The organism is Vibrio gazogenes, from assembly GCF_023920225.1.
GTDB classification, from domain to species: domain Bacteria; phylum Pseudomonadota; class Gammaproteobacteria; order Enterobacterales; family Vibrionaceae; genus Vibrio; species Vibrio gazogenes.
In genome coordinates this window covers 2,736,746-2,761,984 of record NZ_CP092587.1, presented here as the reverse complement: position 1 = coordinate 2,761,984, position 25,239 = coordinate 2,736,746, and the positions used below count along the sequence as shown (strand labels likewise).

Annotated in this window: 25 protein-coding genes and 5 tRNA genes; 23 read left to right on the top strand and 7 right to left on the bottom strand. The window is 44.4% G+C overall.

The window, feature by feature from the left end; translation table 11 throughout:
• The first annotated feature begins 1 nt into the window (after window position 1).
• The 13 genes from MKS89_RS12295 (at window position 2) to luxS (ending at window position 10,805) form a co-directional block, all read left to right on the top strand.
• Window positions 2-78, top strand: a tRNA-Arg gene (locus MKS89_RS12295).
• Between the two features lie 17 nt (window positions 79-95).
• Window positions 96-188 (top strand) — tRNA-Ser (locus MKS89_RS12290).
• Between the two features lie 55 nt (window positions 189-243).
• A tRNA-Arg gene (locus MKS89_RS12285) sits at window positions 244-320 on the top strand.
• 41 nt (window positions 321-361) lie between these two features.
• A tRNA-Arg gene (locus MKS89_RS12280) sits at window positions 362-438 on the top strand.
• A 37-nt stretch (window positions 439-475) separates the two neighbouring features.
• Window positions 476-552 (top strand) — tRNA-Arg (locus MKS89_RS12275).
• Window positions 553-835: 283 nt separating this feature from the next.
• Window positions 836-1,099, top strand: coding sequence for an oxaloacetate decarboxylase subunit gamma (locus MKS89_RS12270; protein ID WP_072955914.1), 264 nt, complete (start codon window positions 836-838; stop codon window positions 1,097-1,099).
• Window positions 1,100-1,117: 18 nt separating this feature from the next.
• Entirely contained in the window at window positions 1,118-2,920 is a 1,803-nt protein-coding gene (oadA, locus tag MKS89_RS12265) for a sodium-extruding oxaloacetate decarboxylase subunit alpha (RefSeq protein ID WP_072955917.1), read from the top strand.
• A 9-nt stretch (window positions 2,921-2,929) separates the two neighbouring features.
• Window positions 2,930-4,060 (top strand): sodium ion-translocating decarboxylase subunit beta, encoded by a 1,131-nt coding sequence (locus MKS89_RS12260; RefSeq protein ID WP_072955920.1) that lies wholly within the window; start codon window positions 2,930-2,932, stop codon window positions 4,058-4,060.
• Between the two features lie 123 nt (window positions 4,061-4,183).
• Complete coding sequence (locus tag MKS89_RS12255) at window positions 4,184-5,134, top strand: NADP-dependent oxidoreductase (RefSeq protein WP_072955922.1); 951 nt, start codon at window positions 4,184-4,186, stop codon at window positions 5,132-5,134.
• Window positions 5,128-5,589: a YqaA family protein gene (locus tag MKS89_RS12250; protein ID WP_072955925.1), complete on the top strand. Its 462-nt coding sequence runs from the start codon at window positions 5,128-5,130 to the stop codon at window positions 5,587-5,589. Before MKS89_RS12255 ends, MKS89_RS12250 begins: the two co-directional genes overlap by 7 nt.
• Before the next feature lie 9 nt (window positions 5,590-5,598).
• Window positions 5,599-8,442 (top strand): M16 family metallopeptidase, encoded by a 2,844-nt coding sequence (locus MKS89_RS12245; RefSeq protein WP_072955927.1) that lies wholly within the window; start codon window positions 5,599-5,601, stop codon window positions 8,440-8,442.
• A 93-nt stretch (window positions 8,443-8,535) separates the two neighbouring features.
• Window positions 8,536-10,137 (top strand): glutamate--cysteine ligase, encoded by a 1,602-nt coding sequence (gene gshA / locus MKS89_RS12240; RefSeq protein WP_072955929.1) that lies wholly within the window; start codon window positions 8,536-8,538, stop codon window positions 10,135-10,137.
• A 149-nt stretch (window positions 10,138-10,286) separates the two neighbouring features.
• Entirely contained in the window at window positions 10,287-10,805 is a 519-nt protein-coding gene (luxS, locus tag MKS89_RS12235) for an S-ribosylhomocysteine lyase (RefSeq protein WP_072956449.1), read from the top strand.
• A gap of 190 nt (window positions 10,806-10,995) precedes the next feature.
• Here the strand turns inward: luxS and MKS89_RS12230 are convergent, their stop codons facing one another.
• Window positions 10,996-12,270 (bottom strand): HlyC/CorC family transporter, encoded by a 1,275-nt coding sequence (locus tag MKS89_RS12230; RefSeq protein WP_072955930.1) that lies wholly within the window; start codon window positions 12,268-12,270, stop codon window positions 10,996-10,998.
• An 82-nt stretch (window positions 12,271-12,352) separates the two neighbouring features.
• On the bottom strand, window positions 12,353-13,147 hold the full coding sequence (locus MKS89_RS12225) for a cytochrome C assembly family protein (RefSeq protein ID WP_072955932.1): 795 nt from the start codon (window positions 13,145-13,147) through the stop codon (window positions 12,353-12,355).
• A gap of 251 nt (window positions 13,148-13,398) precedes the next feature.
• Here MKS89_RS12225 and ffh point away from each other — a divergent pair, with 251 nt between their 5' ends.
• From ffh to rplS, 5 genes are all read left to right on the top strand, one after another.
• Complete coding sequence (gene ffh / locus MKS89_RS12220) at window positions 13,399-14,766, top strand: signal recognition particle protein (protein WP_072955934.1); 1,368 nt, start codon at window positions 13,399-13,401, stop codon at window positions 14,764-14,766.
• Between the two features lie 177 nt (window positions 14,767-14,943).
• The gene (gene rpsP / locus MKS89_RS12215; protein WP_059121562.1) at window positions 14,944-15,192 is read left to right on the top strand and encodes a 30S ribosomal protein S16; all 249 of its coding nucleotides are present in this window, start codon (window positions 14,944-14,946) and stop codon (window positions 15,190-15,192) included.
• A gap of 22 nt (window positions 15,193-15,214) precedes the next feature.
• Window positions 15,215-15,769: a ribosome maturation factor RimM gene (gene rimM / locus MKS89_RS12210; RefSeq protein ID WP_072955936.1), complete on the top strand. Its 555-nt coding sequence runs from the start codon at window positions 15,215-15,217 to the stop codon at window positions 15,767-15,769.
• A 25-nt stretch (window positions 15,770-15,794) separates the two neighbouring features.
• Window positions 15,795-16,538 (top strand): tRNA (guanosine(37)-N1)-methyltransferase TrmD, encoded by a 744-nt coding sequence (gene trmD, locus MKS89_RS12205; RefSeq protein ID WP_072956452.1) that lies wholly within the window; start codon window positions 15,795-15,797, stop codon window positions 16,536-16,538.
• Window positions 16,539-16,580: 42 nt separating this feature from the next.
• On the top strand, window positions 16,581-16,934 hold the full coding sequence (rplS, locus tag MKS89_RS12200; protein WP_072955938.1) for a 50S ribosomal protein L19: 354 nt from the start codon (window positions 16,581-16,583) through the stop codon (window positions 16,932-16,934).
• 95 nt (window positions 16,935-17,029) lie between these two features.
• On the opposite strand, the gene degS is transcribed toward rplS, so the two are convergent.
• The 3 genes from degS to zapG form a co-directional block, all read right to left on the bottom strand.
• Complete coding sequence (gene degS, locus MKS89_RS12195) at window positions 17,030-18,094, bottom strand: outer membrane-stress sensor serine endopeptidase DegS (protein WP_072955940.1); 1,065 nt, start codon at window positions 18,092-18,094, stop codon at window positions 17,030-17,032.
• A gap of 110 nt (window positions 18,095-18,204) precedes the next feature.
• Window positions 18,205-19,572, bottom strand: coding sequence for a DegQ family serine endoprotease (locus MKS89_RS12190; RefSeq protein WP_072955942.1), 1,368 nt, complete (start codon window positions 19,570-19,572; stop codon window positions 18,205-18,207).
• Window positions 19,573-19,688: 116 nt separating this feature from the next.
• On the bottom strand, window positions 19,689-20,132 hold the full coding sequence (gene zapG, locus MKS89_RS12185; protein WP_072955944.1) for a Z-ring associated protein ZapG: 444 nt from the start codon (window positions 20,130-20,132) through the stop codon (window positions 19,689-19,691).
• 150 nt (window positions 20,133-20,282) lie between these two features.
• Here zapG and zapE point away from each other — a divergent pair, with 150 nt between their 5' ends.
• The 5 genes from zapE (at window position 20,283) to sspB (ending at window position 23,961) form a co-directional block, all read left to right on the top strand.
• Entirely contained in the window at window positions 20,283-21,386 is a 1,104-nt protein-coding gene (gene zapE / locus MKS89_RS12180) for a cell division protein ZapE (protein ID WP_072956454.1), read from the top strand.
• A 227-nt stretch (window positions 21,387-21,613) separates the two neighbouring features.
• Window positions 21,614-22,042: a 50S ribosomal protein L13 gene (rplM, locus tag MKS89_RS12175; protein WP_072955946.1), complete on the top strand. Its 429-nt coding sequence runs from the start codon at window positions 21,614-21,616 to the stop codon at window positions 22,040-22,042.
• Between the two features lie 15 nt (window positions 22,043-22,057).
• The gene (rpsI, locus tag MKS89_RS12170; RefSeq protein WP_038183163.1) at window positions 22,058-22,450 is read left to right on the top strand and encodes a 30S ribosomal protein S9; all 393 of its coding nucleotides are present in this window, start codon (window positions 22,058-22,060) and stop codon (window positions 22,448-22,450) included.
• Window positions 22,451-22,827: 377 nt separating this feature from the next.
• A complete protein-coding gene (gene sspA / locus MKS89_RS12165) occupies window positions 22,828-23,463 on the top strand; it encodes a stringent starvation protein SspA (RefSeq protein WP_072955948.1) in 636 nt (211 codons plus the stop codon).
• A gap of 30 nt (window positions 23,464-23,493) precedes the next feature.
• On the top strand, window positions 23,494-23,961 hold the full coding sequence (sspB, locus tag MKS89_RS12160; RefSeq protein ID WP_373636453.1) for a ClpXP protease specificity-enhancing factor: 468 nt from the start codon (window positions 23,494-23,496) through the stop codon (window positions 23,959-23,961).
• 99 nt (window positions 23,962-24,060) lie between these two features.
• On the opposite strand, the gene MKS89_RS12155 is transcribed toward sspB, so the two are convergent.
• Together MKS89_RS12155 and MKS89_RS12150 are read right to left on the bottom strand one after the other, a co-directional pair.
• Window positions 24,061-24,645 carry a BON domain-containing protein gene (locus tag MKS89_RS12155; RefSeq protein WP_072955954.1) on the bottom strand — a complete coding sequence of 195 codons (585 nt, stop codon included), beginning with the start codon at window positions 24,643-24,645 and terminating at the stop codon, window positions 24,061-24,063.
• A gap of 3 nt (window positions 24,646-24,648) precedes the next feature.
• Window positions 24,649-25,239 carry a phosphoheptose isomerase gene (locus MKS89_RS12150; protein ID WP_072955957.1) on the bottom strand — a complete coding sequence of 197 codons (591 nt, stop codon included), beginning with the start codon at window positions 25,237-25,239 and terminating at the stop codon, window positions 24,649-24,651.

The following is a 25,239-nucleotide window of genomic DNA, read 5'->3' as shown; positions in this document are numbered from 1 at the left end:
CGCGCTCGTAGCTCAGCTGGATAGAGTACCTGGCTACGAACCAGGCGGTCGAAGGTTCGAATCCTTCCGAGCGCGCCACTTTATGATTGTGTTGTGGTGAGGTGGCCGAGAGGCTGAAGGCGCTCCCCTGCTAAGGGAGTATACGGTTTGTAGCCGTATCGAGGGTTCGAATCCCTCCCTCACCGCCATAAGTACGAATCATTCGTGAATGGAACAACACAGCAGTGAATATTGAAGTATTGCGCGCTCGTAGCTCAGCTGGATAGAGTACCTGGCTACGAACCAGGCGGTCGAAGGTTCGAATCCTTCCGAGCGCGCCACTTTGATGTTGACGGCAATATCAGTAAATTGATTTAACAGTGCGCTCGTAGCTCAGCTGGATAGAGTACCTGGCTACGAACCAGGCGGTCGAAGGTTCGAATCCTTCCGAGCGCGCCATTACTTCAATTTTTGATTAACGATGCATTTCATCAGCGCGCTCGTAGCTCAGCTGGATAGAGTACCTGGCTACGAACCAGGCGGTCGAAGGTTCGAATCCTTCCGAGCGCGCCATTTCCTTAAGTATCTTCCTATCTGTTTCCAATTATTCTTTTATTTTTTGATAGCTTACTCACGTATTGCTGTCTTGATTTATTCTTTTTTTTATCTTTATCCCAGCATTTGCATAAACTTTATTCGATACTATTTGCATTGAATTTTTGATGTGATATATGAGATCTTGACCATATTTATGGTGAAATGAGATCTGTTAGGGTTTGAGAGAAACCCGTTTTAAGTTTGTTGATAAGGATATTTAACAAATGTCTACCCAGACAATCGATGAAAAGGAAATAGAATGAGTCATATAGGAAGCTTATTGTCAGAAGCTGCTACCTTAATGATGACAGGAATGCTCGTTGTCTTCGCGTTTCTGACGATTATGGTCTATCTAGTCAGTCTGATGTCCAAGATTGTTCCTCAAGAGACACCACCATTACCGTCTGACGTCAGTCGTCAGTCTCCACCGACGCTTACCCATCCAACGGATGTTAGCCCTCAGGTTGTTGCTGCTATTTCAGCCGCTGTACACCAATATCGCTCATCAGCCAAACATAAATAGTATAAATAGGAGTGTTGTATGTCTAAACCATTAGCACTTACTGACGTCGTTCTCCGTGACGCACATCAGTCTTTGTTTGCGACGCGGATGCGTATTGAAGATATGTTACCCATCGCATCAGCGCTTGATCAGGTCGGTTATTGGTCTTTAGAAACTTGGGGAGGCGCAACGTTTGATTCTTGCATTCGCTTTCTGGGAGAAGATCCGTGGGAGCGTCTCAGATCGCTGAAGCAGGCGATGCCGAAAACCCCGATGCAGATGTTGCTACGTGGTCAGAATCTATTGGGATATCGTCATTACGCAGATGATGTCGTCGAAAAATTCGTGGAGCGAGCACATCGAAATGGGATGGACGTTTTTCGGATCTTTGATGCGATGAATGATGTGCGTAACTTCAAGAAAGCGGTTCAATCGACAATCGATGTCGGCGCGCACGCTCAAGGTACGCTTTCTTACACCACGAGCCCTGTTCATAACATTGACATGTGGGTTGATCTGGCGAAGCGTCTGGAAGATCTTGGATGTCACTCTTTGTGTATCAAAGACATGTCAGGATTATTGAAACCTTATGAAGCTGAAACGTTAATCCGTAGAATTAAGCAGGCTTGTGATGTGCCGTTAGCACTACATTGCCACGCGACCACGGGGTTATCGACAGCAACAGCCATCAAAGCCGTTGAAGCGGGAGTTGATATTTTAGATACAGCGATTTCATCGATGAGTCAGACATATGGACATACACCGACGGAAACGGTTGTTGCTATGTTGGAGAAGAGTGAGAGAGATACCGGGCTTTCTCTAGAGCAGTTAGCCCCCATTGCTGCTTATTTTCGTGATGTTCGTAAGAAATATGCGAAATGGGAAGGGCAGCTTAAAGGGGTGGATTCTCGTATTCTGATTGCTCAAGTACCCGGTGGAATGCTAACCAATATGGAAGGCCAGTTAAAGGATCAAGGCGCGGCTGATCGTATTGATGAAGTTTTGTCTGAAATTCCGAAAGTTCGCCACGATCTCGGTTATATCCCACTGGTGACACCGACATCACAAATTGTCGGGACTCAAGCGGTAATCAACGTGTTGATGGGTGAACGATATAAGAGTATTACCAAAGAAACCGCCGGGGTTCTGAAAGGGGAGTATGGTGCTGCGCCTGCCCCTGTCAATGCTGAACTTCAGGCTCGGGTACTCGAAGGGCAGCAGCCCATTACTTGTCGCCCGGCTGATTTGATTGAAGCTGAAATGGCGATACTCACCGGTGAGCTGACCGAGAAAGCAAAAGCGGAAGGGATCACTTTGGCTGAGTCAGTCGTTGATGATGTTCTGACGTATGCGCTTTTCCCGCAGGTTGGACTCAAGTTCCTCAAAAACAGAAATAATCCTGACGCGTTCGAACCGTTACCCACCGTTGAAGACGCGACAGCAGCAAAAGCAGTGCCTGGTGCTGTCTCCAACATCACTGTTTCTAACAATAAAGGTGTCGAATCCTATAGTGTGAAAGTCGATGGTCAAGTCTATGCGGTTGAAGTAGGTCCGCAAGGGCAGTTAACGTCTGTGACATCCGCCTCGAATGCGGCAGCACAACCGACTGAGCCGGTCTCGAAAAGTGACGCAGAGGTCGTTGCGGCACCTTTGGCGGGAACGATTTTTAAAGTGAATGCTTTGCCCGGTCATCCCGTGAATGAGGGAGATGTGCTGATTGTATTAGAAGCGATGAAAATGGAGACAGAGGTTCGTGCCGCCAAAAATGGCACTGTGCAGGACGTTCTGGTGAAAGAAGGTGACTCAGTGCATGTCGGTTCACCGCTATTCAGTTTGGCATAAGGGTGACTCATGGACGGATTACTAACCTTATGGACAGAGACCGGTATTGCAAATTTTGAATTTGGTCAGATTTGCATGATTCTTGTCGGATGTCTGTTGCTATTTTTAGCGGTTGCCAAAGGGTTTGAACCCTTACTGCTATTGCCGATTGGCTTTGGTGCTATTTTAGCCAATATTCCCAACGCAGGTTTTACCGAGCCGGGTGGATTACTTTATTATATCTATCATGTCGGTATTGAATCTGGTGTATTTCCCCTGTTGATCTTTATGGGGGTCGGTGCCATGACTGATTTTGGGGCGTTAATTGCGAACCCGAAGACGTTATGGCTGGGGGCTGCGGCTCAATTGGGGATTTTTGCTACTTTGATTGGGGCGATTCTGCTCAACTTGGTGCCGGGGATGGAATTCTCCATGGCGGATGCTTCGTCAATCGCAATTATTGGTGGTGCTGACGGGCCGACAGCGATATTTCTGGCGAGTCGTTTATCACCTGATTTATTAGGGGCGATTGCGGTTGCAGCATATAGCTATATGGCGTTAGTACCGATTATTCAGCCCCCGATCATGAAAGCGCTGACAACACCGGCAGAGCGACAAATACAAATGGCACAATTGCGCTATGTTGGCAGGCTAGAGAAAATTTTCTTTCCGATGCTGGTGTTATTGATGACGATCCTCTTGTTGCCATCAGCGACGCCTTTGGTGGGGATGTTTTGTCTCGGTAATCTTATGCGGGAAGTCGGGGTTGTCGAGCGTTTATCGAAAACCGCTCAGAATGAACTGATTAATATTGTGACAATATTCCTTGGATTAGGGGTTGGTTCTAAATTACAGTCCGATAAATTCTTAAATCTTGAAACGTTAGGTATTCTGGCATTAGGTGCGGTGGCATTTAGTATCGGGACCGCTGGTGGCATATTGATGGCTAAACTATTGAATAAGCTGTCTAAAGAAAGCATTAATCCGCTGATTGGCGCTGCGGGTGTCTCTGCTGTACCGATGGCAGCCCGAGTGGTGAATAAGGTCGGGTTGCAGGCAAACCCGCAGAATTTTCTACTGATGCATGCGATGGGCCCCAATGTGGCTGGAGTTTTAGGATCTGCGGTTGCTGCGGGGATTCTTTTAGCGCTAGTCGGTTAATTTTTCTGCAAATTTATCGTCAGATGTTCACGATAGAGGGTAAAATGATATATATTCAAAGGAATACCTCAGGGTATTCCTTTGATTTTTACATCGATATGAATAAGTAAAGGATGTTTGGATATGGATAACAAGCAAATTGCGATAACCCAGTTTGGTGACGAAGATGTATTGGTGATTCAATCCAATTCGATACCTGAACCCGGAGCCGGAGAAGTGTTGGTCAAAGTTGCTTTTGCTGGTATCAATCCAATCGATGTAAAAACCCGATCCGGGTTGGGGTGGGCTGCCGATCAGAACAAAGATCAACTGCCATGGGTACCCGGTTATGATATTTCCGGGACCGTGATTAGATGTGGTCAAGACGCTGAACGGTTTCAGGTGAATGATTTTGTCGCTGGTTTCATTGGTTTTCCTTTGAAAGGTGGTGGCTATAGCCAGTATGTTTGTGTGCCTGAAAGTGAATTAAGCTATGTGCCTCCTTCGGTTACACTGGAAGCGGCTGCTGTATTGCCATTGGCGGGTCAAACGGCGGTTCAGGCATTAAATAAAGCGCAGGTGAAAGAAGGCGATCGAGTCTTGATTCTTGCCGGTGCTGGCGGGGTCGGGCATTTAGCTGTCCAAATTGCAGTAGCTGCCAAAGCGGAAGTTTACACCACTTGCAGTGAAGAAAATCTTGATTATCTGGCAACGCTGGGCGCGCACGCGATTAATTATAACTTTGCACCAGTATCTGAACGACTGGAAGATGTGGATGTACTGATCGATTTGGTTGGCGGGCAGGTTGCATTAGATGCCTTGAAATGCCTAAAAGATCAGGCAACAGTCGTTACAGTACCGACGGTGACGGCTGAGATGATTTGTGACAAAGCCAAGTTACTCGGTTTTAATGCGATGGGAATGCTGGTTGATCCGGAGCCTGAACAACTTGATACCATGCTGTATATGGTTGGGGTTGGCTTACTGAAAACAGAAATTCAGCATATTTACCCGCTATATGAGGTGCAAGAAGCGCATCGCCAAGTTGCAATCGGTCATACCCGAGGCAAAATTCTGCTTGATATGCAATGTTAGAATTCTTGGAAACCTTTTTTTCAGGATACGGGTTTTCTTTACAGGAATCAGCACTTTGGGCACTCTTTATTGGTGGCTTTCTGAGTGCTACCATTCTACCGGGCGGCTCTGAAGCCGCTTTAATTGCGATCCTCAATCTTCATCAATATCCGACTTTCACGATTATTGCTGTGGCCACGTTGGGCAATACGCTGGGTGGCATGGTGAATTATGGGATCGGTATATGGCTTCCGAATAGAACTCAGGAGAATAAACGCGGTCAGAAGTCTTTAGCTTGGTTAAGACAATATGGCTACTGGGCTTTGTTATTTAGTTGGTTACCTGTGATTGGTGATGCAATGTGTATTGCCGCTGGCTGGCTTCGGATGCGCTTTCTTCCTTCTATGTTGTTGATCCTGATCGGTAAAGCGATTCGATATGCCATATTGGCTGCGTTATTTTATGGTTTGTTTTAAGGAGATAAGATGAGAAAGCTATTGCTTTGCCTTCTCTGTCTGGTTGTTTTTTCCGGTTGTTCTTCCGTTCGTAATTCTGATGCCCTTCCTCAAGGTGTCACTTTGGTTGAGAAGCAACAGCCTCAACCCGGTAAAGTACAAATTCCATATTCTAAATATAAACTAGCCAATGGCCTGACAGTTATTTTGTCTCCGGATCACTCTGATCCATTAGTGCATGTCGATGTCACTTATCATGTCGGTTCTGCCAGAGAGTCGCAGGGAAGAACCGGATTCGCTCATTTTTTTGAACATATGATGTTTCAAGGCTCAAAGCATGTGAAGGATCAACAGCATTTTAAGTTGATTACCGAAGCGGGTGGCTCTTTGAATGGGTCTACAAATCAGGACCGCACTAATTATTATGAAACGGTGCCGGCTAACCAGCTTGAAAAAGTGCTTTGGCTTGAGTCTGATCGGATGGGCTTTTTGTTGGACGCTGTCTCGCAACGAAAATTCGAAATTCAGCGTGACACCGTTAAAAACGAGCGGGCTCAGAATTATGATAATCGTCCTTATGGCTTGATGTGGGAAAAAATGGGAGAAGCAATGTTTCCTCAGGAGCACCCCTATTCATGGCAGCCAATCGGATATGTTCAGGATTTAGACCATGTGGATGTCAATGATTTAAAAGCATTCTTTCTCCGTTGGTATGGCCCGAACAATGCTGTTTTGACCATCGGGGGGAATATCGATACTGAACAGACCCTCGCTTGGGTCGGAAAGTATTTTGGGTCCATCCCTAAAGGACCTGAGGTGAAGGGGCCCTTAAAACGTCCGGTTACGTTGTCGACAGATCGATATGTCACAATGAAAGATCGTATTCGGCAACCGATGGTTGTGATCGGCTGGCCGACGGAATATGAAGGGGCGAAAAGCCAAGCTTCGCTTGATGTGCTGGCTCAAGTGCTTGGTGATGGGAATAACAGTTTACTCTATCAGTCACTGGTCAAAACTCAGCAAGCGTTAAGTGCCGGTGCTTTTCAGAAGTGTGGTGAGCTTGCCTGTACATTCTATGTTTATGCAATGGCACCATCAGACAAGCAGCATGATTTGCAACAGTTGTCTCAGAAACTACTCAATATCGTCAGAAAGCTTGAAAAGCAGGGCGTTGCACAGGAACGGCTGGATGAAATTAAAGGAATGGCAAAAGCCAATGCCGTTTTTGCTTTGGAAAGTGTCAAAGGAAAGGTCACTCAGTTAGCCAGTAACCAAACATTCTTTGGGCAACCGGATCGGTTGCAGCAAGAACTGGATGAGCTGGACACGGTTTCTTCTGCGTCGGTGCGGCGTGTGTTGCGGCAATTTATTGTTAATCATCATAAAGTGACTTTAAGTGTTGTACCTCAAGGACACAATAATCTGGCGGTCAGGCCTGCGAACTTTGTCGCACCAAAGCATATCAGTGCCGCTCCTCGTCATATTGATGATCAGGCGCTGGCATTTCGGACTGTTAGCGACTCTTTTGATCGCTCGGTGATTCCTTCGACGTCTGGCCCGGTCACGTTACACATGCCGAAGCTTTATAGCGCATATTATGAAAATGGTATTGCGCTGATGGGGACGGTCACAACAGAGACTCCGACGGTTTTGGTGAGTATTAATTTACCGGCAGGAAATCGTTTTGTTCCTCAGGGAAAAGAGGGGCTGGCTGAATTAACGGCTCTTCTATTATCTGAAGGCAGTCTGGCTCACTCAGCGGAGCAAATACAATCCGAACTGGATAAACTTGGCTCAGTGATATCTGTTGATACTCAAACTTATACGACACGTATTACCATCTCGAGTTTGAGTAAGAATCTGCCTCGAACAATGGCAATTGTTGAGGAGATGCTATTCCAGCCTAAGTTTGCCGTATCAGACTTTAAGCGGATTCGAAATCAAATGATTCAAGGTGCGATTTATCAACATCAAAAGTTGGGCTGGCTTGCTTCACAGGCGACTCAGCAAGTATTGTTCGGTGATTCGTTGTTTTCACGTATCAGCGAGGGGACTGAAACGTCGCTTGGTGCAATCACTTTGGATGACGTGAAGTCTTTTTATCATCAGCACTATACTCCCCATGGTACTCAGATTGCTATTGTGGGTGATATTTCCAAGCAAGAAGCGATTAAATCAGTTGCTTCTTTATCGGCATGGAAAGGTGATGATGCACCTTTGTTGGATCCCCAAATCGTTCCTGAGCTGCATGGACAGAAGATCTATCTTGTTGACAAGCCGGGTGCTTTACAAAGTATTGTTCGTTATGTCCGTCAGGGATTACCGTTTGATGCGACGGGAGAGCAATTCCTGACACAACTGGCGAATTTTAATTTGGCTGGTAACTTCAATAGCCGAATGAATCAGAATTTGAGAGAGGACAAAGGTTATACCTATGGCGTGAGTAGCACGTTGGCAGGCAACCGGGAAATTGGCGTCATCATCTATAGTGCCTCGGTTCGCAATGATGCAACAGTCAATGCGATTCGAGAAATACAACGTGAAATGAAGCGTTACAGTCAATCGGGGATGACGCCGGAAGAGATGCATTTCATGCGCCTTGCCGTTGGGCAGCAGGATGCATTGTCTTACGAGACACCGTCACAAAAGTCTCAACTGCTCAATGGTATTATGGCATATAGTTTGGATCATGATTATCTTCAGCAGAGAAATCAGATTGTTGCGACGGTTGATCGAGATGTATTGGATCAACTGGCAAAAAAATGGTTCAATCCGAAGGATTATCAGATTATTGTTGTGGGTGACATGAAGACCCTAAAACCGCAGTTAGAAAAGTTAAAAATCCCGATGGAAGATCTTGAAATCGTCCATTAGAGTACACATAAAGACTATACGAGAAGCTGATTTGTCGGGGTGTCTGGGATTTTCTGACTGGGTACGACAAACTTACAAGAAGCGAATAATATTTTGACTAATTTTGCCACACGACTAAAGTTGGTTGCTCAACAACCGGATATCGTCAACGCTTTTAATCGGGGTGTTGAGCGAGAGACGTTACGATATACCAAAGATGGACAGTTAGTACAGACACCGCACCCGGAAGCATTGGGTGCTGCATTAACAAACCAGTTTATTACGACAGATTTTGCAGAACAGTTGCTTGAGTTTATTACACCGGTGAGTCAGGATATTTCGACTTTGGTTCAGCAACTATCCGACATTCATCGTTTTGCGCAGGTCACAATCGATGACGAGGGGCTATGGCCAATGTCAATGCCTTGCTATGTCGGCGATGAAGAAAACATTCAACTCGCAAAATATGGGACGTCGAACATCGGTAAGATGAAGACGCTGTACCGTCAGGGATTAAAGAATCGTTACGGTAGTCTGATGCAGATTATTTCTGGGGTTCATTTTAATTTCTCTTTTCCGGAATCTTTCTGGGATGCCATATACGGCAAGCAATCTGACAGTGAACGCTGCGCTTCGAAATCAGAAGCTTATCTGGGCGTGATTCGAAATTACTACCGATTCGGCTGGTTACTCCCTTATCTGTTTGGTGCATCGCCAGCATTATGTTCATCATTTATCAAAGGCCGTGAAACATCACTACCTTTTGAAAACATCGGTGAGACGTTATACCTGCCGTATGCTACCTCGCTACGACTGAGTGATTTAGGCTATACCAATAGTGCTCAGAGTACTCTCAAAATCGGTTTCAATAGTCTCGAACAATATCTTGAAGGGCTTCGTCAGGCGATTCATTCTCCATCGGAAGAATTTGCTCAGATCGGCGTGAAAGTTAATGGTGAGTACAATCAACTGAATAGTAATGTGCTTCAAATCGAAAACGAATTATATGCTCCGATTCGACCTAAGCGTGTGACACAGAGTGGCGAAAAGCCTTCTGAAGCATTGGAAAATCGAGGTATTGAATACATTGAAGTGCGTTCATTGGATGTTAATCCATTTAGCCCGATAGGCATTACTGAACCTCAAATACGCTTCTTGGATCTTTTCCTGACTTGGACGGCATTATCGGACTCGGAACCGATGGATGATTGTGAGCTGAATTGCTGGAGAGAAAACTGGCAAAAAGTGATTCTGGAAGGCAGAAAGCCCGGATTAGAGCTTCAAATCGGGTGTCATGGTGAAGTGCTGACTTTACAAGCTTGGGCGAAGCGGGTTTTCGGTGAGTTAAAACTTGTCGCTGAATGGATGGATCAAGCCACGGGTGATCACGCTTATCAGGATGTCTGTGAACAGTTATCGACTTGTATTGATCTGCCGGAAAGTACATTATCCGGACAGTTCTTGGAACAGATTAGACAGTCTGGTGGATTAGGAAAAACGGGCCGAGCGCTTGGTGACGTTTATCGTCAGTATCATCTGGCGCATAATTATCAGTATTACTCACAAAAACTGATGGAAGAAGAAGTCACTCGTTCTATGGTAGAGCAAGATCAAATTGAACAAGATGATCGTTGTGACTTCGATGCATTTTTACAGCAGTATTTTTCCTATTTGAATACTCAGGAAGAACAACCGCTCCAAGTTGCATGTAAATAATCACTGGAAATACAGGTGTCGGGTATCGTTGTAATAACTTTGCACTAAACATCAAAGTTTAGTGAAGGTTATCTGAGATAATGTTGTACGACCAACAAGATACAATTGATGCTGATTGTTCGAATCAGTCAAAGTGGAGAATTATTATTATGCCATTATTAGATAGTTTTACGGTGGATCATACACGTATGAATGCCCCTGCCGTTCGTGTTGCTAAAACAATGAATACCCCTAAAGGCGATACGATTACAGTGTTTGATTTACGCTTTACCGTGCCGAATCAAGATATCCTTTCCGAGAAAGGTATTCATACATTAGAACACTTATTTGCGGGCTTTATGAGAGCTCATCTCAATGGTAACGGCGTTGAAATTATTGATATTTCCCCAATGGGATGCCGGACAGGCTTCTACATGAGCTTAATTGGCGTGCCTTCTGAGCAGCGAGTCGCTGATGCTTGGTTAGCCGCAATGGAAGATGTACTGAAGGTTGAAGACCAGAACAAGATTCCGGAATTAAATATTTATCAATGCGGAACTGCAGCGATGCACTCTCTGGATGAGGCGAAAGATATTGCTAAAGCTGTCATTTCAAGTGGTATCAGTGTGAATCAGAATGATGCTCTGGCGCTACCAGAATCAATGCTTCAGGAACTGAAAGTGGACTGATTGTCGCTGACGACAATACATGTTTACAAAGACAATGCATGTTTACAAAAAAGCTTGGCTCTATGCCAAGCTTTTTATTGTCAGCTCTAAACCACCGCCTTGGGCGGTGGTGATTGTTTTTAGTGGATGTGTCAGTTGATTTTAAATACTGAAGCCAAAGCCATCACCATGATCTGTTATTGAGTATACGTTACGATTTTTTGGCTTTGTCCGGAAAAACTTTGACGAGCTTAATTCTATTTTCTTCAATATCAATGATTTCCATCGCATGTTGGGCAACATTGATGCTGAGTTGGGTTTGAGGAATATCTTCTAGATGTTCCAGAATTAAACCGTTTAAAGTTCTTGGTCCGTTGGTTGGTAATTTCCATTTCAGGCTTTTGTTGATATCCCGAATATTGGCGCTGCCTTCGATGAGGAAACTACCATCACTCTGCGGTGTAATTTCATCCGCAAGGCTTGGAGAAATTGAAGTCGTAAACTCGCCAACGATCTCTTCAAGAATATCTTCAAGCGTGACAAGGCCATTGATATCGCCATATTCATCAACAATCAGTCCAATCCGCTCTTTATTTCTCTGGAACTTCAGTAACTGCACATTGAGTGGTGTTGATTCCGGAATGAAATACACCTCGTCTGCGGCGCGAAGTAACATCTCTTTATTGAACTCGTTTTTTTCAAGCATCAGACGGAAGGGGTCTCTGAGTTTTAAAATCCCCACGACTTCATCAATATTATCTCGGTAGAGGACCACTCGACCATGAGGTGAATGGGTTAACTGACGGACGATCGATTTCCAGTCATCATTGATATTAATGCCGGTAATCTCATTACGAGGGACCATAATATCGTTTACGGTGACGTGCTCTAAATCAAGAATAGATAATAGCATGTCTTGATGTCGTTTCGGGATCAGCCCACCCGCTTCATTAACCACGGTTCTTAGTTCTTCCGAACTGAGATGATCTCCGCCATTTTGTCGTGCCGAGACACCCAACAGCTTAATAAATCCGTTGGTGATAAGATTGACGAAGAGTACTAGTGGCGACAGGAGTTTCATGAGAATCGTCAGCAGGAAACTACTGATATAAGAAACTTTTTCTGGATGGAGTGCTGCGAGTGTTTTCGGCGTGACCTCGGCAAAGACCAGAATCACCAGTGTCAAAATACCGGTTGCTATCGCAACCCCCATGTTTCCACCCAGCCGCATGCCGAGAATCGTCGCAATTGCGGAAGCGATAATATTGACTAAGTTATTGCCGATCAGAATCAGACCGATCAGACGGTCTGGGCGGCTTAATAGTTTTTCAACACGCTTTGCACCTTTATGGCCTGTTTTAGCCAGATGCTTCAGGCGATAGCGATTTAATGCCATCATGCCTGTTTCTGAACCGGAGAAATATCCTGAGATGATGATAAGACACGCAAGTAGCGTAAATAAGACACCAGTTGATATGTCGTCCAAAATAAATGACTTCCTTTATTGATGTTGTGACCTTTATGGCTGAACTCTATTTTTGTGTCAATCCATAAAGTATTTCAACAAGTTAATGTAAGATGAATTCTCGGACAAAACGGCTGCCGAAGTAAGCCAAAGTTAAAATAAAAGCTCCGGCAATCGCAAACCAGGTCACCTTTCTTCCTCGCCATCCTTTCTGATAGTGGCCCCATAGAAGCACGGTATATACAACCCAAGCAATGACCGACAAGATACCTTTGTGTTCTTTCCCTTGAGCAAAGATTTCTTCGATGAAGACAAAACCGGTGATTAAGGTACCGGTTAACAGCACATTACCGATCAAAATGATACGGAACAGTTGTCTCTCTATTTGGAGTAAAGGAGGGAGATTTGGATTAATCGCCAATGATTTTTTCGCTTTTAGCTTATGATCTAACCAAGCTAATTGGAGTGCATACAGTGCTCCGATTGTCAGTGTCGAATAAGAGAATAGCGCAAGGAAAATATGGATCAGCAACGGTAGGTTGTCTTCCATATGAGTGATGAAATTTCCGGGAAGGCTTGCAGCCGCCGACAAATTAATTGCCGCAAAACAGTAAACCACTGGCAGCATAAACCACAACCGGGTTCTTAGCATCGCACCGCTCATCACTAAGCCAACGATGAAACTGATGAGAGAACCAACGTTCAGGATGCTTAGATTCTGGCCGTTAGGATGAAAGATCAGATCGCTGAGTAACCACGCATGTAAGAGCAGCGCAGTTGCAGCGAAAATCAATACGGCTTTTGCTTTGATACCCGTTTGATTGGCCAGCCCCGGAATGATGGTTGCAATAGCGAGACAGTAAAAAAGCGAAGCAACTATTGCGATAAACTTATCCATATATCTCATCAAAAAGATTGTAAAGAAGATGAATTATACATGCCTATGTGTCAATGAGCCACGGTTGACTACTTAATTTTGAATGACATAAAACAAATCGTTTACAGCCGAAATGGGGGATTGCCGATTTCGCCAGAATATCGAAGCCAGGGAAGAGATGTCGATGATTGAACAGATATGACTATCTGCTTTGGCTAAGGTATACTCGGACCTAATTTATAGAAATTCACAGCACCGCGAAGAGATGCAGTATGTTTGAGAATCTAACTGATCGTTTGTCCAAGACGCTGAAGAATATCAGTGGTAAAGGTCGTTTGACCGAAGAAAACATCAAAGAAACACTGAGAGAAGTGCGGATGGCTCTGCTTGAGGCCGATGTCGCACTTCCTGTTATCCGTGAATTTGTCAGTCGGGTCAAAGAAGGCGCGGTTGGCGTCGAAGTCTCCAAATCGCTCACTCCGGGGCAGGAGTTCATCAAGATTGTACAAGCTGAACTTGAAGCGGTGATGGGCGCCTCGAATGAAGCGCTGAACCTTGCCGCTCAGCCTCCGGCTGTCGTTTTGATGGCAGGCTTACAAGGTGCAGGTAAAACAACCAGTGTCGGTAAGCTGTCGAAACTACTGAAAGAACGAGATAAGAAGAAAGTCTTGGTGGTTTCCGCAGACGTTTATCGTCCTGCTGCCATCAAACAATTGGAAACACTGGCAACCGATATTGGCGTTGACTTCTTTCCTTCAACAGCAGACCAGAAACCGCTTGATATTGCTTTAGCTGCAATTGATCAGGCGCGGAAAAAGTTTTATGACGTTCTCATCGTCGATACGGCAGGGCGCTTGGCTATCGATGAAGAAATGATGTCTGAAATCCAGGAGCTTCATCGGGCGGTAAATCCTGTTGAGACGCTGTTTGTTGTCGATGCAATGACAGGTCAGGATGCTGCAAATACCGCGAAGGCTTTTGGTGATGCACTGCCTCTGACAGGGGTCGTCTTAACTAAAGTCGATGGGGATGCACGTGGTGGTGCCGCGCTATCTGTTCGTCATGTGACGGGAAAACCAATCAAGTTCTTGGGTGTCGGAGAAAAAACCGATGCTTTAGAACCCTTCCATCCAGATCGCGTTGCGTCGCGTATTTTGGGGATGGGGGATGTTCTTTCTCTCATTGAAGATCTACAGCGTAACGTTGATCAGGAAAAAGCCCAGAAACTTGCTCAAAAGTTTAAAGAGAAAAAAGGCTTTGATTTGGAAGACTTCCGGGAGCAATTGGGACAGATGCAAAATATGGGTGGCATGATGGGAATGCTGGATAAACTTCCCGGAATGGCAAACATGAAAGACGGTATTAAAGATAAAGTTGATGATCGGATGTTCAAACAGATGGAAGCGATTATCAGCTCGATGACAATGAAAGAACGTCAGAATCCCGATGTAATTAAGGGCTCTCGGAAGAAGAGAATCGCTGCTGGTTCCGGAACACAGGTACAAGATGTGAACCGATTACTGAAGCAGTTTACGCAAATGCAGAAAATGATGAAAAAAATGCAGAAAGGCGGCATGAAAGGCATGATGAGAAATATGCAGGGGATGATGGGTGGCGGTTTTAACCCATTTGGACGGTAAGTTACTGCGGTTTCGTCATGTTGACGCACAATGGCTAAAAAATAGCTAAAGCCCTTGCAATGACTCTGAATAAGAGTAAAATTCGGGGGCTTTAAATTGGCACGAGACCCCAATCGACTGTTCTGAAAAACAGTTCTTGGGGTTAATTTTATTATATAAGCAAGCAAAGAGGACGATATGGTAACCATTCGTTTGGCACGTCACGGCGCTAAAAAGCGTCCATTTTATCAAATTGTAGTTGCGGACAGCCGCAATGCTGCTACTGGTCGTTTCATTGAGAAAGTAGGTTTCTTCAACCCTACTGCATCTGGTCAAGAAGAAGGTCTTCGCCTTGATTTGGATCGTGTAAACCACTGGGTTGGACAAGGTGCATCTCTGTCTGATCGTGTAGCAAAACTAGTAAAAGACGCTCAAAAAGCGGCTTAATCTATTTGTAGATGACTAGTAAATGTCGATGGAAGGTCAAGGCACAATGAGTGAACCGAAAAGTAAAATTGTTGTTGGTAAGTTTGGATCAACTTACGGCATTCGCGGTTGGCTTAAGGTTTTTTCCTTCACAGACAATCCGGAAAGTATTTTTGATTATAGCCCTTGGTATATTAACCGTAAGGGAGAGTGGATTGAGTACAAAGTTGAAAGCTGGAAACGCCATAACAAAGGGATGGTGGTAAAGCTTGAAGGATTGGATGTTCGTGAAGACTCCCTTCTTTTAACCAATTTTGAGATTTCAGTTGACTCTGCGTCACTCCCTGAACTGTCAGAAGATGAGTTCTACTGGCGAGAATTATTTGGGATGCAGGTGATCACCACAGGTGGCTACCATCTGGGCGAGGTCATTGACCTCATGGAAACCGGCTCAAATGATGTTTTGGTTGTGAAAGCGAATCTAAAAGATGCTTTTGGACAAAAGGAACGTTTAATTCCGTTCCTTGAAGAGCAAGTGATTAAGAATATTGATCGCTCCGCTCAACGGATCGAAGTTGACTGGGATCCTGGATTCTGATGCCACGGTACAGAGCGAGAAAATGATGTGGGTTGGCGTTATTAGCCTTTTTCCTGAAATGTTTCGTTCTGTGACTGATTATGGCGTCACAGGTCAAGCGGTAAAAAAAGGGTTACTATCAGTTGAAGTCTGGAATCCGAGAGACTTTACTCATGATAGGCATCGTACAGTTGACGATAAACCCTATGGGGGTGGGCCTGGTATGCTCATGATGGTACAGCCTTTGCGTGATGCCATCCATGCAGCCAAAGCATCCGCTCCCGGAAAGACGAAAGTTATATACCTTTCTCCACAGGGACGAAAACTCGATCAATGTGGGGTTGAAGAACTGGCAGCAGATGAAAACTTAATTTTGATTTGTGGTCGGTACGAAGGGGTCGATGAGCGTATTATTGAGTCAGAAGTTGATGAAGAGTGGTCTGTCGGAGACTTTGTCATGACTGGTGGTGAATTGCCGGCAATGATAATGATTGATGCAGCAGCTCGGTTTGTCCCCGGTGTTCTTGGGGATTTTGCATCGGCAGAAGAAGATTCTTTTGCTAATGGATTGCTGGATTGTCCTCATTATACGCGCCCGGAAGTATTGGATGGGAAAGAAATTCCCGCCGTATTGAAATCGGGGAATCATCGGGACATTCGTCGTTGGCGACTGAAACAGTCGTTAGGCCGTACTTGGCTAAGAAGACCGGAGCTCCTGGAAAACCTAGCTCTGACTGACGAACAGGAACAGTTACTAGTTGAATTCATTCAAGAATATCAAGCTAAGTAACTTCAATTAATTGAGTATCAGTTTATTCTAGGAAAATTAACAATGAGTAATATCATCAAAGCTCTTGAGCAAGAGCAAATGAAGCAAGACCTACCAAAATTTGCACCAGGCGACACTGTCGTTGTGCAAGTCAAGGTTAAAGAAGGTGAGCGTGAGCGTTTACAGGCATTTGAAGGCGTTGTAATCGCTGTTCGTAACCGTGGTCTTCACTCAGCATTTACCGTTCGTAAAATTTCTAACGGTGAAGGTGTTGAGCGTACGTTCCAAACACACTCTCCAGCTGTTGACAGTATTGAAGTTAAGCGTCGTGGTGCAGTACGTCGTGCCAAGTTGTACTATCTACGCGAACGCTCTGGTAAGTCAGCTCGTATTAAAGAGAAACTTACTAAGAAGTAATGCTGTCTCAGACATGCGTTCTCAAAAAAACGGAGCCAGATGGCTCCGTTTTTTATGTCTTCTATTTCATGATATGAGGAAGAGGATTGATTGGATTAATCCCGAGTATCTTCAGCAACAGTGACCGGAATGGTGATTTCCTTGCCTTTCCTGATGACATCGACATGAATGGTTGTCCCCGGACGCAGATCGGTCACTAAGTCCATAACACTTTGACGTCCGTTAATTTTTTTACCGTCAATTTTGATGATGATATCTTGAGGCTTAAAGCCTGCTGAAGCAGCAGGGCCATTCGGATCGACACCGAGAACAATGATCCCACCGATATGTTCATTCCCGAGAAGCCGAGATTCAACTGAACTGATATCTTGTCCGTCAATCCCTATATACCCTCGAATCACGCGTCCGTCAGCAATGATTTTTTCCATAATCTTATTGGCAAGTTTATAGGGGATGGCAAAAGAAATACCATAAGTTTCCAGATCCGTTGCTTGCTGAAATGAAGCCGTATTGATACCGACAAGTTCACCTTGGGTATTGACTAAAGCACCGCCAGAGTTACCTTCGTTGATTGCTGCATCAGTCTGAATAAATGCCTGCCGACCATCAATGCTGATTGAAGAACGTCCCGTCGCTGAAATAATTCCGAAGGTGGTGGTTTGGCCTAAGTTATAGGGGTTACCAATTGCGAGTACAACATCTCCAACCTGGGGTGAATAGTTTGGATTTTGAGGAATAACGGGTAAGTTCGAGTCTTCAATTCGAAGGACTGCAATATCTGAACGACGGTCTTTACCAACCAGTTGCGCTGCTGCAACCCGACCGTCCTGAAGTGCAACGATCACTTGATCGGCTTGAGCAATGACGTGGTAATTAGTAATGATATAGCCTTTTTCACTGACAATGACGCCTGAGCCCAAACCTTGTGTTGATAACTTTGAGCGGTCATTGGCAGCATACTTACGGCTATAAATATTCACGACTGCTGGTGCTGCTCTACGTACGGCTTGATTGAAAGTGATTTGTAGCGTGTTGATATTAGTTGGTTGTGGATTCTTTGCCGGGGGGAAAATATGGCTTCTCAAAGACGGAACAGAAATAATGACGACGAGTGCGGTCACTAATCCAATTCCAACAGAACGAAGTAAGTTAGCTATCATATTTCAATCCACTGAACCATTACAAACATGTATATAAGGTGGAAAGAATAGCACTCTCTGAATCAATAGAAAATGGGCCTTTCATCAGAAAGGCCCAATAATAGCTGGAATTAACGGATGACGAGGTAGATGGTTCGATCATCACGTTGAATATTCAGGGCTAGAATACTTGGTGATTTCTCCAGAATCTTTCTCAACTCAGCAATGTTTTTCACTCGCTGTCTGTTCAGACCGATAATGATATCTCCTTCTTGAAGCTGATAGCCTTCAGCCGGAGAGCCTTTTTCAACATGGGTCACTTTGACCCCTTGGATTGGGTCGCTTGAAGTCGTGTTAGACAGCTCGGCGCCAGAGAGTCCTTCGTACAGGGCTTTCGCCTGAGTTTTAGTCTCGTTTTGTTTACCCAGCGTGACATCGAATGTTTGTTCTTTTCCATCTCTGAGGATACCGAGTTTCACCTTCTTACCTGCACCGAGGGTTGCCACTTTGGCTCGCAGTTCAGAGAAAGAATCAATATCTTTACCATTGACGGAGACAATGATGTCACCTGCTTTTAATCCAGCTTTATCTGCGGCACTATCCGGGACGACTTGACTGATAAATGCACCTTTACTCGATGAATATCCCATCGCTTGTGCCAGTTCTGAAGTCACTTCTCCACCTTGGACACCAAGCATCCCGCGTTTGACTTCACCATATTCGAGGATTTGATCCGTCAGGTTTTTCATCATGTTGGCTGGAATCGCAAAACCAATGCCCACATTGCCGCCATTCGGGCCAAGTATCGCAGTGTTAATCCCGATCAGTTCGCCTTTTAGGTTGACCAGTGCACCCCCCGAGTTACCGCTATTAATTGCGGCATCGGTTTGGATAAAGTTTTCGAAGTTTTCAATATTTAGTCCACTTCGGCCTAAAGCAGAGATAATGCCGGAAGTGACGGTCTGTCCCAGACCGAATGGATTACCAATTGCAACTGCAAAATCACCAACCCGGATTTTGTCTGAATCGGATAGTTTGATTTGAGTGAGGTTTTTCGCTTTCTCTAATTTAATCAGCGCGATATCTGACATTTTGTCGCCACCGACGAGTTCGGCTTTATATTCACGACCGTCAGAGAGTTTTACTCGGATTTTGTCGGCACCGTTAATAACATGGTAGTTGGTGACGACATACCCTTTGTCTGCATTAATGATGACCCCTGAACCAAGTGCTTTAAAAGGACGTTTCTCGAGTTGTTCAGTTGGAAAATTCGGGCCAAAGAAGAAACGGAATTGTTCTGGTAGGCGCTGATGGGATACTTGTGTCCCTTCAACTGCGATAGAAACGACGGCTGGCGTCACATGCTCAAGCATTGGCGCTAGACTTGGTAATTGCTCTCCGTTAACGGCGATAGGCAGAGCTGCCGCTGCTGGTAGCGGGGTGATGATCGAACTCATGCATAATGATAGGGTTGCTAATGCAAGCAAAGGTTTTTTCATCTTAAAACTCCTCTATGGAAATCACCTGTTGTAACTATTTGATATCTTGATATAAAATTTTCAACAGCGTCAGTGTGTTTTAAGACTCAAAAACCTTTGCAAAGTTCACAAAAATTTTAATTTGGTTGCGCGTTAATAATATCTTTCGAGTGGATAATTGGTTTTTCTTCATTTCTTAGCTGGCCTGAAGCACCCAATGCATAGTCTTTTGGCGGCAGACTTTGGTCCGGAGATTCTTGAGATTCAACCTCTTTATGCTTGACGATCGTTTTGATAAATGGATTATCTTGTTCAGGAAGATTCGGAATCAGCTCAGAAGATGTTTTCGCTAAATGTTGATAGAGCTTCGTATAATCTTTGCCTATTGTGTCCAGCATCTCTGCGGTTTGGGCAAAATGATCCATTAGCTCTTGTCGTTGTTGCTCTAGCTCAAACTTCGCATTATCCAAGTCTTTTTGTACGGACTTCTGGTTTTTATATTGGGGGGTTGTCAGGCGAGTGATCACGACACCGACGACACATCCAATCAGCAAACCTATGATGGTATAGATCCAAGGCATAACCGCTCCTTATTGTTGTTATTTAACATGTTTTTTACCAAAAGGTTACACATGCTCAAAGGACATGGTACTATGACTTCCTTAGCTGATAAAGCAAAAAGCATGTGTTGCGCTGCACACTTTCCTCTCTTCTTATTTTACTCGATATTTATGACACCTAGGCAACGTTACGATCAAGATTTGAAAGACAATAATTTTCAGAAAGATGACGCTCAATTAATGGCAGTCGACGCTTTGGATGATCTGTATCATCGATTTCTCGCCTATCTGGAAAGACCGATTGAACGAGATTCGTTATTGACTCGTTTGCTCAGAAAAAACGTCCAGCGTCCCATTCCCCCCAAAGGGTTATATTTTTGGGGGGGCGTCGGGAGAGGGAAAACTTACCTGATGGATACTTTCTATGATGCGCTCCCGACTCAGAAAAAAATGAGAGTGCATTTTCACCGCTTTATGTATCGCGTTCATGAAGAGTTGAAGCTCCTTCATCATGTGAATGACCCACTCGAAATAGTTGCTGATAAGTTTAGCTCGGAAACCGAGATTATCTGTTTTGACGAGTTTTTTGTTTCGGATATTACCGATGCCATGATTTTGGGGACTCTTTTCCAGGCGCTTTTCGCTCGGAATATCGTTTTGGTTGCCACTTCGAATATTCCACCGGACGATTTATATCGGAATGGCTTACAACGAGCACGCTTCCTTCCAGCAATCGAGTTAATTAAAAAGCATTGTCTTGTGATGAATGTCGATAGCGGTGTTGACTATCGGTTGAGGACGCTTGAACAGGCAGAAATTTATCATTTCCCGAACGATGAACAATCAAGAACCCGTTTGGAAAGTTACTATCGTCAACTCATCAGCCATGACTCAGATGTCACGTCTAGTATTGAAATCAATCATCGGCAAGTACCAGTATTAAAAGCAGCCAATGGTGTGCTGTTCGCCACATTTGCACAGCTATGCCAAAGTATGAGAAGTCAGAATGATTACATTGAACTGTCTCGTTTGTACCATACCGTTTTATTAGCTGATGTGAAGCTGATGAATGCGGCGTTGGATGATGGCGCTCGGCGCTTTATCGCCCTCGTTGACGAGTTTTATGAGCGTCATGTTAAATTGATTATTTCAGCAGAAGTTGCTTTGGATGCATTATATCAAGGTGGACAGTTAGCATTTGAATTTCAGCGTTGCCGTTCTCGTTTGATTGAGATGCAAAGTCGTGAATATTTGCTGAAAGAGCACTTGTCATAACCGTTTAACAAGCTTTTAAATTGATTGGGTTAAAAAATAAATTTTTGTCAGAAAAAAGATGATTTTTTTTTCGCACTTCTCTATAATCCTGCGACCCACCGTTACTGTAGGTCTGTTTCTTATTCAGACCGAGAGTGCCAACCACTCGAAGGGGTGATGACTGGGCTCTAGACAGTGGGAGCAATTGCTCCTTAAGTGTAAATTTTAAATAACGGGTTATTATTAGCATGAAAACTTTCGTTGCTAAACCAGAAACTGTAAAACGCGACTGGTATGTTGTGGACGCAGAGGGTAAAACTCTTGGTCGTCTGGCAAGTGAAATTGCATCTCGCTTACGTGGCAAGCATAAAGCTGAATATACGCCTCACGTTGATACTGGTGATTACATCATCGTTGTTAACGCAGAGAAAGTGGCTGTAACAGGTAATAAATCTGCAGCTAAGACTTATTATCGTCACTCTGAGTTTCCTGGTGGTATCAAGTCTATCACTTTTGATAAACTGATCGACTACAAACCAGAGATGATTATCGAGCTAGCGGTTAAAGGTATGCTTCCACGTGGTCCTCTAGGCCGTGCTATGTACCGTAAACTGAAAGTTTACGCTGGCGCTGAGCACAACCATGCTGCTCAACAACCAAAAGTACTAGACATCTAATTGGGGATTTCGGAAATGGCAGAGAATCAATACTACGGCACTGGCCGTCGCAAAAGCTCAGCTGCACGTGTTTTTATTAAACCAGGCAGCGGTAACATCGTAATCAACAAGCGTAGCCTTGATGAGTACTTTGGTCGTCCTACAGCTCGTATGGTTGTTCAACAACCGCTTGAGTTAGTTGAGATGACTGACAAACTTGATCTGTACATCACTGTAAAAGGTGGCGGTATTTCAGGTCAGGCAGGTGCTATTCGTCACGGTATCACTCGTGCGTTGATGGAATATGATGAGTCTCTACGTCCTGCTCTACGCGCAGCTGGCTACGTTACTCGTGACGCTCGTCGCGTTGAACGTAAGAAAGTTGGTCTACGTAAAGCACGTCGTCGTCCACAGTTTTCAAAACGTTAATTACGTTTTATGTGGTTTCGAAAACCCGGCATATTGCCGGGTTTTTTTATATCGGTTGGATGAATTATCTATTCGAGCGGTTTGGAAGAGTGAAATATTGAAAACTAAATCGTGTCATGTGTTTAAACCTCTTCCTGGAGTGGATTCAACATGCCAGACTCTCGCATGTTATCAATGGTGATAACCGTGTTGAATATAGTGTATGACATATTATCTTCTAGATAAGTATCCTTAGGTGATTCTTTGTTCTCTGAAGAAAGAGTGTTGGCGTGATGTGCACTAATTATGCTATTATGTCACGCTGTTTGTCAGAGTTTGAATTATCAATGGAGGCTTGCCTCCATTGTTTTTATTATTATTGTGTGCTGGAGGGTTCCATGGCTGTTGCTGCCAATAAACGTTCTGTGATGACTTTATTTTCAAGTGCCTCAGATATGTATAGTCATCAGGTGAGAATTGTTCTGGCTGAGAAAGGTGTGAGTGTCGAGGTAGAGTTAGTTGATGAATCGAACTTACCTGCGGAACTGATTGAGTTAAATCCATATAAATCAGTACCGACCCTTATCGATCGTGAACTTGCACTTTATGACTCAAAAATTATTATGGAATATCTGGATGAGCGTTTTCCACATCCACCACTGATGCCGGTTTATCCTGTAGCACGCGGTAATAGCCGTTTAATGGTTTATCGTATTGAACGGAACTGGTATTCACTCGCTGACAAAGTTATAAATGGTTCTGTTAGCGAAGCCGAGTCTGCAAGAAGTAAGTTACAAAATGATTTACTGACATTAGCGCCAGTATTTGCTGAATTTGAGTATTTCATGAGTGAAGAATTTAGCTTGGTGGATTGTTATCTCGCACCGCTATTATGGCGTTTACCTGTGTTGGGAATCGATCTCATTGGTCCGGGTTCAAAAGAGTTGAAAGTGTATATGAACCGTGTTTTTGAACGAGATTCATTCTTGGCTTCTTTAACTGAAACTGAGCGTGAGATGCGTTTATCTCGTTAATTCGGGCAGGATGTATAACTCATGGATAATATGACGCCTCGGCGCCCGTATATGCTTCGGGCCTTTTATGACTGGTTACTAGAGAACGATTTGACACCTCATCTGGTTGTTGATGCAACGCTGCCTGGTGTTCGGGTACCAGTTGAGTTCATTCAGGACGGGCAGATCATTCTGAACATCGCCCCAAGGGCTGTCGGGAATCTAGAGCTTGGTAACGATGCAATCATGTTCAACGCTCGTTTTGGCGGGCGTCCTCACTCTGTTATTGTGCCTATTTTCGCTGTTCAGGCAATCTATGCACGTGAAAATGGTGCAGGGACGATGTTTGAACCGGAAGACTCATACATTCAGCAACTTGAACAGGCTCAAGAACAAGAGCAGGAAGAGCTGCAAAGTATTGACGTCGTAGAGACGGTTGACACTGATGATACAGTTTCCCCTAGCGACGACGAGCCTCCTCGACCTCGCGGAAAACCGAGTCTGAGAGTCATAAAATAGATACGGTTGAAGTTTTGTCAAAATTCGTGATAAAAAAAGCAGCTTTTGCTGCTTTTTTTATTTCGGTCATGATAGTGATGCTTTATCGCCCACAGTTTATTATTTTTTCTGCTGACTGGGTGAATATTGGAACGCTTTAATCACTCGTTTCACACCGGAGATATTACGTGCTATTTCGGTAGCATGGTTACCATGTTCCGGTGTGACATAGCCAAATAAGAACACTTCTTTATCTTCCGTAATCACTTTAATCTTAACACCACTCAGTTGATTGTCCGTTAACAGTGATGATTTAACTTTTGTGGTGATCCAACTGTCTTCGCTTATATCCGATGTACTTAGGGGCTTTCGAATTCGAACCTGATCATGGACTTCTTTGACCCCCTTAACTTGCTGTACATCTTTTTCTAATGATTTCAAAAGATTGTCATCTTGAGATTGACCCATCAATACAACAACACCACGAAATGAGTTGGATACAATACGGGTCTTGCCGCGGTAAGGGGGTTTTCTGATCAAGCCGGTTATTTCAGCTTCAATGTAATTGTCATCCCAGATTTCTTGAGTGGTTCGTGGATCTGTGACGATATCGGCTGTTGTTGCTGCACCAGCAATAAACAACCCAACACATCCAGATAACATGACTGCAAGAGATAACGTAATCAGAATGGTTAAGTTTTTCATGATTTACTCTTCATGGGGTGGAAATAAGACTTGATCAATCAGGTCACAAAGGCAGTGCAGTGTCACCATATGGACTTCATGAATACGGGCAGTGCGGAGAGAAGGAATACGAATTTCTACATCGTTTTCTCCCAATAGACCAGCCATTTCACCACCATCTTTCCCTGTCAGAGCAATGATAGTCATGTCTCGGGTCACTGCTGCTTCCATGGCTTTGATAATATTTTTGCTATTCCCACTGGTTGAAATTGCCAGCAAGATGTCGTTTGCTTGCCCAAAGGCTCGCACCTGTTTGGAAAAAATTTCTTGGTAATGGTAATCGTTGGCGACGGCTGTCATCGTCGTGTTGTCTGCCGTCAGGGCCATAGCCGGTAGGCTAGGGCGCTCAGTTTCGAAACGGTTGAGTAGGCAAGATGAAAACTGTTGGGCGTTTGCTGATGACCCACCATTACCACAACAAAGGATCTTGTTACCATTGAGCAAACTGGCAACCATGGCCTGTGCTGCATGTGTAATAGCATCTGGTAATGCTTCAGCGGCAGCAATCTGAATTTGAATACTTTCAGTAAAACTAGCTTTAATGCTTTCGAGCAT